Origin of the sequence: Vibrio sp. 14N.309.X.WAT.E.F5, assembly GCF_030397615.1 — a bacterium.
In the GTDB taxonomy this organism is placed as follows: domain Bacteria; phylum Pseudomonadota; class Gammaproteobacteria; order Enterobacterales; family Vibrionaceae; genus Vibrio; species Vibrio lentus.
Map to the genome: position 1 here is coordinate 24,506 of NZ_JAPNXR010000031.1, position 13,375 is coordinate 37,880.

12 protein-coding genes are annotated in these 13,375 nt (G+C 45.0%); 9 read left to right on the top strand and 3 right to left on the bottom strand.

What is annotated here, in order from left to right:
• The first annotated feature begins 125 nt into the window (after nucleotides 1-125).
• The 3 genes from recQ (at nucleotide 126) to OW495_RS22340 (ending at nucleotide 3,284) form a co-directional block, all read left to right on the top strand.
• Nucleotides 126-1,964 (top strand): ATP-dependent DNA helicase RecQ, encoded by a 1,839-nt coding sequence (gene recQ / locus OW495_RS22330; protein ID WP_009848191.1) that lies wholly within the window; start codon nucleotides 126-128, stop codon nucleotides 1,962-1,964.
• Nucleotides 1,965-2,030: 66 nt separating this feature from the next.
• Nucleotides 2,031-2,342: a DUF3630 family protein gene (locus tag OW495_RS22335; RefSeq protein ID WP_009848192.1), complete on the top strand. Its 312-nt coding sequence runs from the start codon at nucleotides 2,031-2,033 to the stop codon at nucleotides 2,340-2,342.
• Nucleotides 2,343-2,612: 270 nt separating this feature from the next.
• Nucleotides 2,613-3,284, top strand: a complete 672-nt coding sequence (locus OW495_RS22340) for a 7-cyano-7-deazaguanine/7-aminomethyl-7-deazaguanine transporter (RefSeq protein ID WP_009848193.1) — start codon at nucleotides 2,613-2,615, stop codon at nucleotides 3,282-3,284.
• A 112-nt stretch (nucleotides 3,285-3,396) separates the two neighbouring features.
• Here the strand turns inward: OW495_RS22340 and OW495_RS22345 are convergent, their stop codons facing one another.
• The 3 genes from OW495_RS22345 to rhlB all read right to left on the bottom strand — a co-directional run bounded on the left by OW495_RS22345 (nucleotide 3,397) and on the right by rhlB (nucleotide 7,073).
• A complete protein-coding gene (locus OW495_RS22345) occupies nucleotides 3,397-3,975 on the bottom strand; it encodes a mechanosensitive ion channel family protein (RefSeq protein ID WP_102514660.1) in 579 nt (192 codons plus the stop codon).
• Between the two features lie 287 nt (nucleotides 3,976-4,262).
• Complete coding sequence (gene gppA / locus OW495_RS22350) at nucleotides 4,263-5,756, bottom strand: guanosine-5'-triphosphate,3'-diphosphate diphosphatase (protein WP_102514659.1); 1,494 nt, start codon at nucleotides 5,754-5,756, stop codon at nucleotides 4,263-4,265.
• Between the two features lie 6 nt (nucleotides 5,757-5,762).
• Nucleotides 5,763-7,073 (bottom strand): ATP-dependent RNA helicase RhlB, encoded by a 1,311-nt coding sequence (rhlB, locus tag OW495_RS22355; RefSeq protein ID WP_102514658.1) that lies wholly within the window; start codon nucleotides 7,071-7,073, stop codon nucleotides 5,763-5,765.
• A gap of 111 nt (nucleotides 7,074-7,184) precedes the next feature.
• Between rhlB and trxA the strand changes: the two genes are divergently transcribed.
• The 6 genes from trxA to fre all read left to right on the top strand — a co-directional run bounded on the left by trxA (nucleotide 7,185) and on the right by fre (nucleotide 13,017).
• Nucleotides 7,185-7,511 carry a thioredoxin TrxA gene (trxA, locus tag OW495_RS22360; protein ID WP_010440700.1) on the top strand — a complete coding sequence of 109 codons (327 nt, stop codon included), beginning with the start codon at nucleotides 7,185-7,187 and terminating at the stop codon, nucleotides 7,509-7,511.
• Nucleotides 7,512-7,711: 200 nt separating this feature from the next.
• A complete protein-coding gene (rho, locus tag OW495_RS22365; RefSeq protein WP_010440702.1) occupies nucleotides 7,712-8,971 on the top strand; it encodes a transcription termination factor Rho in 1,260 nt (419 codons plus the stop codon).
• Nucleotides 8,972-9,081: 110 nt separating this feature from the next.
• Entirely contained in the window at nucleotides 9,082-10,077 is a 996-nt protein-coding gene (locus OW495_RS22370; RefSeq protein ID WP_289888438.1) for a hypothetical protein, read from the top strand.
• 98 nt (nucleotides 10,078-10,175) lie between these two features.
• On the top strand, nucleotides 10,176-12,017 hold the full coding sequence (gene ubiD, locus OW495_RS22375; RefSeq protein ID WP_102514656.1) for a 4-hydroxy-3-polyprenylbenzoate decarboxylase: 1,842 nt from the start codon (nucleotides 10,176-10,178) through the stop codon (nucleotides 12,015-12,017).
• Complete coding sequence (locus OW495_RS22380) at nucleotides 12,014-12,283, top strand: 2Fe-2S iron-sulfur cluster-binding protein (RefSeq protein WP_102308324.1); 270 nt, start codon at nucleotides 12,014-12,016, stop codon at nucleotides 12,281-12,283. The genes ubiD and OW495_RS22380 overlap by 4 nt, the downstream gene beginning before the upstream one ends.
• Nucleotides 12,284-12,303: 20 nt before the next feature.
• Nucleotides 12,304-13,017, top strand: coding sequence for an NAD(P)H-flavin reductase (gene fre / locus OW495_RS22385; protein ID WP_009848201.1), 714 nt, complete (start codon nucleotides 12,304-12,306; stop codon nucleotides 13,015-13,017).
• Nucleotides 13,018-13,375: the final 358 nt, after the last annotated feature.

A 13,375-nucleotide genomic window follows, 5' to 3' on the forward strand; every position in this document is an offset into this window, starting at 1 on the left:
AGTATAGGAGCGTTAACCCTTTTCACCTAACAATTTGCGGTTTAATTCGCCAGCGTTCCCCTCTACAATGTGCGCCTTGCTTGCCAATGCTGCACGCTGACTTTATACCTTGATTAGGAACCACAATGACCGCCACTCTGATTGCTGAGCAAACACCAACTCCCGCGAATGATGCGCAAGATATCTTACAAGATGTCTTTGGTTATCAAAGCTTTCGTGATGGTCAGCAAGAGGTCATAGACCTAGCCGTTGAAGGCAAAGACAGCTTGGTGATTATGCCAACCGGTGGTGGTAAATCTCTGTGTTACCAGATCCCGGCTTTAGTACGTGATGGGCTGACTTTGGTTATCTCACCGCTCATTTCATTGATGAAAGACCAAGTTGACCAATTGAAAGCCAATGGCGTGGCGGCTGAGTGCATAAACTCATCGATGCCACGCGATCAACTGTTGAGCGTGTTCAACCGCATGAACTCAGGCCAATTGAAGATGGTTTATGCTTCACCAGAGCGTGTGTTGATGCGTGACTTCATCGAGCGCTTACAAGGCTTACCGCTTTCGATGATTGCGGTGGATGAAGCACACTGTATCTCTCAGTGGGGACACGATTTCCGCCCTGAGTATGCTTTGCTAGGCCAGCTTAAACAGTATTTCCCGCATGTGCCTTATATGGCGCTCACGGCAACCGCTGACGATGCGACGCGCAAAGATATTATCTCGCGTTTGCAGCTGGTGGAGCCGCACACTTACTTAGGCAGTTTCGATCGCCCTAATATTCGCTACAACCTAGTTGAGAAGCACAAGCCAGTGTCACAGGTGGTTCGCTACCTAGAAACACAGAAAGGCAATTGCGGCATCATCTATTGTGGTAGCCGTAAGAAAGTGGAAATGGTGACCGAGAAGCTGTGCAATAACGGTATTCGCGCTGCGGGTTATCATGCAGGCATGGACACCGACGAACGCGCTTACGTTCAAGAAGCTTTCCAACGTGATGATATTCAGATTGTGGTTGCGACCGTGGCCTTCGGTATGGGCATCAATAAACCCAACGTACGCTTTGTGGTGCACTTTGATATCCCACGCAACATCGAATCTTACTATCAAGAGACAGGCCGTGCAGGTCGTGATGGCTTGCCTGCTGAAGCGATGATGTTGTTTGACCCTGCTGATATGGGTTGGCTGCGTCGTATGCTGGATGAGAAAGAAGAAGGCCCGCAAAAACAAGTTGAGATGCACAAGCTGAACGCGATGAGTGCCTTTGCCGAAGCGCAAACGTGTCGTCGTCAGGTGCTGCTCAACTACTTTGGCGAATATCGCGAGAAGCAATGTGGCAACTGCGATATCTGCTTAGATCCACCAAAACACTTTGATGCGACCCAAGAGGCACAGAAGGCGTTGTCTTGTGTGTACCGCGTTAATCAGTCATTTGGTATGGGTTATGTGGTTGAAGTGATGCGCGGTATGCAGAACATCCGTGTCCGTGATAATGGCCACGATAAACTTTCTACCTACGGTATTGGCCGCGACCATAGTCATGATTACTGGATCAGTATCTTTCGTCAGTTAATTCACAAAGGCTTGTTGTTCCAAAATATCACTCGTAACTCGACATTACAGTTAACAGAAGAAGCCCGCCCGTTACTGCGTGGTGAGATGTCTTTGGAGCTAGCTGTGCCTCGTTTAGATACCGCCGTGCGTAATGCTAAGTCCGATAAGTTAAGCAGCAAGAACTACGATAAGAAGTTGTTTGCCAAACTGCGTAAGCTGCGTAAGTCGATCGCTGATGAAGATGGTTTGCCACCATACGTGGTATTCAGTGATGCGACGCTGATTGATATGGCCGAAATCCTACCCACATCTTATGGCGAGATGCTGGCGGTAAATGGCGTTGGTCAGCGTAAACTTGATAAGTACGCAGACCCATTCTTAGATTTGATTCAAGAACACATCACCACACACGGCTAGCTTGCAAGAAACGACTAGCTTATAAAAACGATTGGCTTATAGAAAAAGAATAAGGTTGATAGGGACATGACAACACCAACAGAATTTGGCTTAAGAGAGTATTTGGCTGAGGAAGGGCGTTTATTGATTACGTCTCCAAGTTTTGATTTTGATTCTTATGAAGTGCTAGGTGAAAAGCTGGTGGCATTGTTATCTGCTTCTGTGGTTGAAAAGCAATGGGACGCCGACATGCACTCTTGGTTGATTGATTTTGAAGATTGTCGGATGTTTTTAAAGTCTGAGCATTACAGTGAATCAATTTGGTTTGAGTCGCTAAACGCTGAAGAAAGTCGAGAAGAGTTTGATTATCTCGCGACGCTTTTCAAGCGCGGTTTCTAACTTTTAGCATGGCTTCTGAAACGTAGCTTCTAACCTGGCTTTTAAAACTTGGCTTCTAATGTCATTCATCAATAAAAGTGAGGATAAACGTTTGCGTTTGTTCTCACCGTTGCAGCCAATATTGATTAATGTATAATCGCCCGCCGCTCAATAGAGCAAATTATAGAAACATTTTTAATTCACATTATTGGTAAGAGCTTTCTTAGTTTATTCGAAGAAATGACTCGATTTGGGTTCCCTCACCCCCAAACCAAACTAAAAAGGTACAGCATGAGTAACTTTACCCCTGCGCAACAGCGCAAAGCCCTAGCACTATTAGTTTTGTTCCATTTGATCATTATTGCATCAAGCAATTATTTGGTTCAGCTACCTTTTACCGTCTTCGGTATGCACACCACTTGGGGTGCTTTCACTTTCCCGTTTATCTTTCTAGCGACCGATCTGACCGTACGTATTTTTGGCGCGCAGCTTGCTCGTAAAATCATTTTCTTAGTGATGTTGCCAGCGCTGGCCGTTTCTTATTTATTGTCTGTGGTGTTCTTTGAAGGTTCATTCCAAGGCTTTAGCCAACTAGGCGAGTTCAACTTGTTTGTTGCACGCATCGCAGCGGCAAGCTTCATGGCTTATTTGCTTGGTCAGATCTTGGATGTGCATGTGTTCAACCGCTTACGCCAAATGAAGCAATGGTGGGTTGCGCCAACGTGTTCAACGTTATTCGGTAATGCCATTGATACCATCGCGTTCTTTGCGATTGCTTTCTACCAAAGCCCAGATCCATTCATGGCTGAGCACTGGACTGAAATTGCGTTGGTCGACTACGGATTCAAGCTTATCATTAGCTTAGGTCTGTTTGTTCCAATGTACGGTGTGCTTCTAAATTACGTAGTTAAGAAGCTAACCGCTGTGAACCCTGACTTTAAAGCAACGGGCGTTAACGCTTAGCATGCTTGAAACGTCACTGTCTTAGAGCGCCTAGCTTTGAGAGAGTGACGTTATTGTTTCTCTTCTCTTCTCTTCTCTTCTCTTCTCTTCTCTTCTTTTGCTTTATCTATTCTCAGTTTGCTTTGCGATTTTTGTTCATGGGTTTTGAAACTGAGGCAGATTTTGTTGCTGCTTTGGGTAAGATCTTCGTTACGCTTTTTTGTAAGAGCAAAGAATTTGGATAGGTAATCACATTACCCTCAGGGTGCTTGAGCAACGTGTGAAACATCCGTATATCCAAAATTTCCCCCTCTATACCATCCCCATCCGCCACAATGATCGAATCTCCAATCCGGTACGGAAATACAAAGAAAATAAGAAAGCTTGCAGTGATGTTGCTGAGTATCGACCATTGAGCAATGAATCCAACGCCGATAACGGTAAACACAGAAGAAATGAAAATAGAGAAGTTGCCGTAACCAATCCCACTAACAATGATGTATACCGCGAATAAGAAGCTGAAGTAGGTAATGCTAAAGCAGCGATTAATAAAGGCGGTTCGAGTTGCGTGGACGGTTTTCTTTTCAGCCAATGCTTTGATGGTTTTCTCTGTGGTTCGTTTGAGTAACCAGTACACACAGAAAAATAGAATCGCCAGAAATAATTCGTATTCTTTTAGTGAACTGAAAATGGTCTCAAGATAGCTCGACATTATTACCTCTTTGGTTGCCTCGGAAAACAGTCCGGATTGTAGTTATTAGATTAATAATAGGCTCACTTCAGCAGCGAAAAGATACGCTCCCATTGGTTGTTGTTAGATGTCCTTATCTATTATTAACAGTTAAGCACATTACCTATGGGGTGGTTGTAAATTAATTGGCCACTCAACTAGATAGCCAGGTTGTGAGCGGTTTTTTACGTTCAATTCAGCATTAACAGGTAATAAAAAACCCTCCTAGAGAGGGTTTAATGATTAGTTCTTAAGAGCCTTGTTAGGTATTAACGCTCTAAAATAGTCAGTGGCCAGCCAATATCAGTTTGTCGATTGGATTCGATTTCTAGCTCTGCGGCTGTGAGAGGGTTGTCTTGCAGCCATTGCTTCGAGATCGTAAGTGTCAGATTGTCGCCTTCTGTCGTCAGTTGAACTTTAGGTTCCAGTTCAGGAGTACGACGATGGGTAAGCAAAATAGCCAAACGCAGAATACGTAAAATACGCTTGCTACTCGTACCAGAAACAGCGTGTTGCTCTGGTAGTGAGGTTAATTGCTCACGATAGCGACGTGCTAACTCACCCAAGTAGTGCTTTTGCGCTCGGGTAAAGCCTGGCAAGTCTAAGTTCTGTAGCAAGTAAGCGCTGTGCTCACCGCCTTTTTTGAAATCAATGGTTAAACCGATTTCATGAAGCTTCGCGGCAGTTTGCAACAATACGCTAGCTTGAGGCTCTGAAACCCAAGTTTCGGCTCCTGCTTGTTCAAACAACGTTTGTGCTAGTACAGCCACTTGTTCACCGTAGCTCACGTCCATTTGGTAGCGAGATTGAACGCTTGTCACGGTACGAGCACGGATATCTTCTTGGCGTAGTTCGTCAACCATCTCGTAGGCTAGGCCTTCACGTAGTGCGCCGCCAGCGAGTGTCATTGAATCAATTTCAAGCAGCTCAAAAATCGCAATAAGAATAGAAAGACCACTTGGGAACACTAATGCACGTTCAAGGGTTAAGCCTTCTATCTCTAGCTCTTCTAAGCGCTCTGTAATCATTGCTTGTTTTTGTAGACGCTTAAGTTTGGCATGAGTAATGACTTCATCCATGCCTTGCGCCAACATGATTTCTTGCAGTGCTTGAACAGTGCCACTTGCGCCTACGCACACATCCCATCCGATATCAGTGTAGCTATCTAGGATCGGGGCCAACGTAGACTTAGCCGCTTCAATGGCGTTGTCAAAGTTGGTTGCGGTTAATTGGCGATCTTTAAAGTGGCGTTCAAGCCAAGTAACACAACCCATCTTTAGGCTGGTTAAGGCTTTGGCTGAGAAACCTTCACCGATGATCATTTCGGTACTTGCACCACCAATATCAACCACTAGTCGGCGGCCGCTGCCACCAGAAGTGTGTGCTACGCCTTTATAGATAGTCGCAGCTTCTTCTTCACCAGAGATAACATTGATGTCGTAACCGAGTATCTGGTTCGCTTTCTCTAGAAAGATATCCACATTAGTCGCTGTACGCAGGGTAGCGGTACCGACAATGCGGATATTTTCTTTTGGAATATCTTGCAGTCGCTCTGCAAAGAGACTCAAACAGTCCCAGCCGCGCTGCATAGCTTCTGTACTAAGCGCATTATTTTCATTTAAGCCTGCAGCTAAACGTACTTTGCGCTTAATCTTAGCCATGGTTTGAACGCTGCCATCGATATGACGCACAACGAGCATATGAAAACTGTTCGACCCGAGGTCGATTGCAGCGTAAAGCGGGGGTGACACTGTTTGACTCATAAGCGACTAAGCTTCCTTGTTATGACGCGGTTGGCGTGGGCGACGGTTCTGGTTTGGTTTACGGTTACCGTTGCGTGGACCATTGTTGTTTGAGCGACGTTGTTGCGGGTTACGTGTACGTAAGCGCATCGGTGCTGGCAGATCTTCTAGTAGTGCAGAAGCATCGTAGTCAGACATTGGGATAGCGTGCTCAATGTATTCTTCGATTGGTGGCAAGTTGATTGCGTAATCTTCACAAGCAAAGCTGATCGAGTGACCGCTTTCACCAGCACGACCTGTACGGCCGATACGGTGAACGTAATCTTCACAATCGTCAGGTAGGTCAAAGTTGAATACGTGTGTTACTTGAGGGATGTGTAGGCCACGTGCTGCAACATCCGTTGCGACAAGCAGGTCAACATCACCTTTAGTGAATTGCTCAAGAATCTTTTCACGTTTCTTCTGAGGAACATCACCCGTTAGCAAACCAACACGGTGACCATCGGCAGCCAAGTGGCCCCAAACTGATTCACATTTGTGCTTAGTGTTAGCGAAGATGATTGCGCGATCTGGCCACTCTTCTTCGATTAACGTTTGTAGAAGAGCCATTTTGTGTTCGTTAGAAGGGTAGAAAAGCTCTTCTTGAATACGGTGACCAGTCTTACGCTCAGGTTCAACAACGACATGCTCTGGGTTGTGCATGTGTTCGAATGCAAGTTCTTGTACGCGGTAAGACAGCGTCGCAGAGAACAGCATGTTCAGGCGATCTTTAGGTTCTGGCATACGGCGGAACAAGAAGCGGATGTCTTTGATGAAACCAAGATCGAACATGCGATCAGCTTCGTCAAGAACAACAGCTTGAATGTGGTTAAGGTTAAATACCTTTTGTTTGTAGAAATCGATGATGCGACCAGTCGTACCAATTAAGATATCTGCGCCTTCTTCGATCTTACCTAGTTGCTTGTCGTAGCTCTCGCCACCGTAAGCTAATGCTGCTTTGATACCCGTGCTTTCAACCAGAGAGTCAGCATCGTTGTAGATCTGAATCGCGAGTTCACGCGTTGGTGCCATAATAATCGCACGTGGCTGATTAGGCTTGCGGCCTTCATGCTCAGGTGTTTTTAGCAGGTGGTTGAATGTAGCAGTAAGAAACGCTAGCGTTTTACCAGTACCCGTTTGGGCCTGGCCTGCGATGTCTTGGCCGGTGAGCAGTACCGGGAGCGCCAAGGCTTGGATAGGGGTACAGTAATCGAACCCTTTTTTCTCCAATCCTTCAATGACTTGCGGGAGTAACTCCAAGTCGGCGAACTTTTGCTCTGTGATATGCGTCTTTTTCATTGCTATAGAATATCAGCTTAAGCTTGCAATACGAAAGTAAATACATTCCAATAGGGCATCTATTTACTGGTTATCATCCAACCAGTTCTAAAAAATACATTGGAGTGGAAGATGAGTGATAAGATTTTGCAGCTAACTGATGACGGTTTTGATAACGATGTGATCAACGCTGCAGGCCCGGTTCTTGTTGATTTTTGGGCAGAATGGTGTGGTCCATGTAAAATGATTGCTCCGATTCTTGATGAAATCGCAGACGAGTACGAAGGCAAACTCACTATCGGTAAATTAAATATCGACCAGAATGCTGGAACTCCACCAAAGTTTGGTATTCGTGGTATTCCAACGCTACTTCTTTTCAAAGATGGCGGCGTAGCAGCAACTAAAGTTGGTGCATTGTCTAAAACTCAACTTAAAGAGTTCCTAGACGCTAACCTTTAATTAGGTGAGCCTTTGAAAAGAAACCGCGCAGTTAACAAATGCGCGGTTTTGTTTTTTCTAAGCTATGGACTAGTCTTAGTTTTAGTGCTAATTTATCGCACGTTAATTGAACGAATTTCTCTTCTTGGTCGATCCTGTGACCAACTCCTTCTTAACTTAAGAAAACAGATCCTATTTTGACTAAACAAACTTCCACCACTATGAATCTTACTGAACTGAAGAACAGACCTGTGTCTGAACTTGTTAAACTTAGCGAAAGCCTAGGTCTTGAAAATCAAGCTCGTCTAAGAAAACAAGACATTATCTTCTCCATCCTTAAAGCGCATGCAAAAAGTGGTGAAGACATCTTTGGTGATGGTGTTCTAGAAATTCTTCAAGACGGTTTTGGTTTCCTGCGTAGCGGCGACAGCTCGTACCTTGCTGGACCAGATGATATTTACGTATCACCAAGCCAGATTCGTCGTTTTAACCTTCGCACAGGTGACTCGATTGGCGGTAAAATCCGTCCACCTAAAGATGGCGAACGTTACTTTGCACTGCTTAAAGTAAACACGGTTAACTACGACAAGCCAGACAACGCTCGTAACAAAATCCTTTTTGAAAACCTGACTCCTCTTCATGCCAACGAACGTATGGTAATGGAAGCGGGTAACGGCGCGACTGAAGATATCACAGCTCGAATTCTTGACCTTGCTTCACCAATTGGTAAAGGTCAGCGTGGTCTGATTGTTGCTCCGCCTAAAGCGGGTAAAACAATGCTTCTGCAAAATATTGCACAAAGCATTGCTCGCAACCATCCTGAGTGTGAACTAATGGTTCTACTTATCGATGAGCGTCCAGAAGAAGTAACAGAAATGCAGCGCCTAGTTAAAGGCGAAGTAATCGCATCGACTTTCGATGAACCAGCATCTCGCCACGTGCAAGTTGCAGAAATGGTAATCGAGAAGGCGAAGCGTCTTGTTGAACACAAAAAAGACGTGGTTATCCTACTGGACTCAATCACTCGTCTAGCTCGTGCTTACAACACTGTGATTCCTTCATCAGGTAAAGTTCTTACTGGTGGTGTTGATGCAAATGCTCTACATCGTCCAAAGCGTTTCTTCGGTGCGGCACGTAACGTAGAAGAAGGCGGTAGCTTAACTATCATCGCAACAGCACTGGTTGATACTGGTTCTAAGATGGATGAAGTTATCTACGAAGAATTCAAAGGTACAGGTAACATGGAACTGCACCTTAACCGTAAGATTGCTGAAAAGCGTGTATTCCCAGCGATTGACTTCAACCGCTCTGGTACTCGTCGTGAAGAGCTTCTTACGAAGAACGATGAACTACAGAAGATGTGGATCCTGCGTAAGATTGTTCACCCAATGGGCGAAATCGACGCAATGGAATTCCTTATCGATAAGCTAGCAATGACCAAAACGAACGATGAGTTCTTTGACGCAATGCGTCGTCAGTAGTCTTGATTAGCTGATAGTTATTAAAAAGCGCTGCCTTCGGGTGGCGCTTTTTATTTGCATTTTGTAGCGACAGCTTGCAGAATGACCAAAAGTGTTACAAGGAAGTTAAAATGCAACATGGACTGTTGTCATCATTACTCCTGTCTACTTCACTGTTATTTTCCCCGGTTGGTATGAGCCATGCCACTGAGATGTCTCCAACTACAGTAGAGTCTTGGCTTGAGAATGATCAAGTAAAACTGAAAACTGCTGAATTACTCGAATTTGTCGTACGTGACGAAGTCAATTCGCTGCGCTTTGCACTCGAGCGTCTGACATTTCCTCAGCAAGAGGTGGCTCGTTACCAACTCTTGAAAAAGCTCGAACAGCAAAAAGTCGTACTCACGCCTAAGATGTCTATCTTCATTGAACAGCAACTTGCTATTACGCCAACTTACCAAGTATTGGAGCGTGGCGATGGCTATGAGTTTACGGTACCTGCCTTTAATTACCCTTCGATTGCTAACCGATTAATCAAACAATGGCGCCAAGACCAAAAGACACTGGTCTTTGTGTTAGATGCTGAGAAGCAAGAGCTCGATTTAAAAGAGTGGTTATCTGGCCCTGAACATCAGGTTCAAGCGCGAGAAGCGCTGTTAATCAGAGAGCTCGATAGTTTGTCACCTGAAGCCGTTGATTATTTGACTAAGCAACTGACCACTTCGTCTATCGTAAGTTGGTTGCCCTCAACGGAAGTTGTGGTTCGACTGGCACAAGTTAGTGAAGACCCTGAGGTCTACAAGATCTTATGGCGTATGAAGGCTGACTACCATAGCCAAGCAGAGCTGGTACGTCTTGCTGAAACCAAACAAACTTTCGCGCTTGAACAGGTTATGGCTGCGACCAAAAACCCGCGCTTGAAAGATGAAGCCATCATGTTATTGACCAAGGTGAACCCGCTCTCAGAAGAGGTGAAACAGTTTCTTGTCTCTCGGATGGCGATAGCCGATGAAGCATCGTTGGTTGCTCGTGAGCTGGCAAAACAAGGCCATACTCGCTGGTTGCAAGATCTTGTGAATGATAACCCTCAGGTTAAGAGTTCTTTGATCGAGCAAGCATTACCTTAAAGTGGATTTTGTCTCTCAATAACCTTACTAAAAAGGGGGATCTCAGTGTCGCCCTTTTTGATATACTGAGCGCAGAATAATCAGCATGTAGAAGCCCTATGAGTTTTAAAGATTTACGTGATTTTGTTGACCATCTTGAAAGCATTGGTCAGTTGAAACGCATTTCTCACCCCGTCGACCCAGACTATGAAATGACCGAGATTAGCGACCGTACTCTACGTGCTGGTGGCCCTGCTCTTTTATTTGAAAACCCCGTAGGCTATGACATGCCTGTTTTGACCAATCTATTCGGTACGCCTGATCGAGTAGCCATTGGTATGGGGCGTCAAGAGGTCAAAGAGTTACGCGAAGTAGGTAAGCTGCTTGCTTACTTAAAAGAACCTGAGCCACCAAAAGGCTTTAAAGACGCTATCGATAAGCTGCCTGTGTTTAAGCAGGTCTTAAACATGCCAGCTAAACGTCTTCGTAAAGCGGCATGCCAACAAGTGGTATGGCAAGGCGACGACGTCGACCTAGATAAAATTCCGGTTATGAGCTGTTGGGCGGACGATGTCGCGCCGTTGCTAACGTGGGGTTTAACGGTTACTCGTGGTCCAAACAAGAAACGCCAAAACTTAGGCATCTATCGTCAACAGAAGATCGGTAAGAATAAAATCATCATGCGTTGGTTAGCTCACCGTGGTGGCGCGCTTGATCTACGTGATTGGATGGAAACCAACCCAGGCAAGCCATTTCCTGTATCGGTAGCGTTTGGTGCCGATCCTGCCACGATTCTTGGTGCCGTGACGCCAGTTCCTGATACCTTATCGGAATACGCGTTTGCTGGCTTATTACGTGGCAGTAAAACTGAGGTCGTTAAATCAATTAGTAATGACCTAGAAGTGCCAGCGAGTGCTGAAATCGTAATGGAAGGTTACATCGACCCGAATGAGTTCGCAGACGAAGGGCCGTACGGAGACCATACTGGTTACTACAACGAGAAAGAAAAGCATCATGTGTTTACTATTACTCATGTAACCATGCGCGAGAATCCGATCTATCACAGTACCTATACTGGCCGTCCACCTGATGAGCCTGCAGTATTAGGTGTTGCGTTAAATGAAGTGTTTGTTCCTATTCTTCAAAAGCAATTCCCGGAGATAGAAGACTTCTACTTGCCACCTGAAGGTTGTTCGTACCGAATGGCGGTAGTGACCATGAAGAAGCAATACCCAGGTCACGCTAAGCGCGTGATGATGGGTGTATGGTCTTTCCTACGCCAATTCATGTACACAAAATTTGTCTTGGTATGCGATGAGGATGTTAACGCACGTGATTGGTCTCAAGTGACCGCTGCCATGTGTGAGCATATGGATCCGTCTCGTGATAGCTTGATGATAGAGAACACACCTATCGATTCACTAGACTTTGCATCGCCAGTGGTAGGTTTAGGCTCAAAAATGGGTTTAGACATTACTAAGAAGTGGGATGCGGAGTTGGCACTATCACCTGATGCTAAATCTTTACCTATAGATAGTCAGCATGTTGAAGGTTGCTTAGCTGAGCTAACCGAAACCTTCCCTGAAATTATTGATATTCACTTACAGAATGACAATGCGTGCATGGTCGTTGTGTCTATCGATAAACAAGCGGCAGGCAATGGTAAGAAAATCATTGAAGCGGTTTGGTCTCAGTTCGATGAGAACAAGTTTGTCATCGTGTGTGATAGTGACGTTAACGTCAGTGACTGGAATGACATTATCTGGGCGGTGACTACAAGAATGGATCCGGCAAGAGATACGTTCTTCCTGAAAAACCAAACTGGACATTCAAAAATGGGTCTAGATGCGACGAACAAGTTTGAAGGTGAGTGCCTGCGTGAGTGGGGTGTTCCAATCACTAAGAACCCAGGCGTCGTTAAAAAAATTGATAGCATCTGGGAACAACTAGGAATCTCATGAGCTTCCAAGTAGTCTTATACCCAGAAAATATCAGTTTTACCGTAGAAAAAGGGCAAACGGTTTTGGATGCTGCGCTCAACAGCAATATCAATTTTCCAAACCGTTGCCAAGTTGGTGCATGCGCTATGTGCATGTGCAAAAAATTAGAAGGCCAAGTGAGTTACCACCTTGAACCCATGCTCACAGAGAAAGAGCAGTTACAAGGTTGGATTTTTGCTTGCCAAGCATTTGCAGAAAGTAATTTAGTTCTAACCTTTGCCGATTAAGGGTTAGTGAGAGGAAGAACATGACTATTAAATGTAAAGTGAAGTCTATCGAGCCATTAGCTTGTAACACTTACCAAATCCTACTTCACCCAGAAACACCGGTCGCTTTTAAAGCGGGCCAATACTTGATGGTTGAAATGGGTGAAAAAGATAAGCGCCCATTTTCGATTGCAAGCAGCCCTTGTCGCCATGAAGGCGAGCTTGAGTTACACATTGGTGCAGCTGAGCACAATGCTTACGCTTCAGAAGTTGTTGAGGCAATGAAGAAAGCGCAAGCTGAAGATGGCGACATAGCTATTGACGCTCCGCACGGTGATGCGTGGGTTAAAGAAGAAAGCGATCGTCCTCTGTTACTCATTGCTGGTGGTACTGGCTTTAGCTACGTGCGCTCTATTCTCGATCACTGTATCGCGCAGAACAGTAAAAAAGAGATTCATCTATACTGGGGCGCAAAAGATGAGTGTCAGCTGTATGCGAAAGAAGAGCTTGTCGACATTGCAGCAAAACACAGCAATGTACATTTTGTACCAGTAGTAGAAGAAGCACCTGAAGTTTGGCACGGTCAAACGGGTAATGTACTTGAAGCAATCACGCAAAGTTTCGAATCATTAGCTGATTTTGATATCTACATTGCGGGTCGTTTCGAAATGGCAGGTGCTGCAAGAGACTTGTTTACTCAGAATAAAGAAGCAAAGCGTGACCATATGTACGCAGATGCTTACGCGTTTATCTAAGAATTCTTTTAGATTTAGAGCAAAAAGAGAGCAGAAATGCTCTCTTTTTTCCGTTTAGGTGAACTATTAGGCACTTAAGCTCTATTTATTCATTTTTCATGAAAAAGTAGTTGCTAAGCTGAGAGGGTTCCCTATAATGCGACACCACTGAGACGGCAGACGCCACAAGGCTTCAGCAAGAATCAGTCAGACGGAAAGCGACAAAAATTAATTTTCAAAAAGTGTTTGACACTGAATGTTAATTCGCTAGAATGGCCGTCCACTTCGAGAGGCTCCTTACTTAAAAGGAACGCTCAACAAGTGAAGCTCTTTAACAATTTAAACCTATCAATCTGTGTGGGCACTCGTTGATGAATAT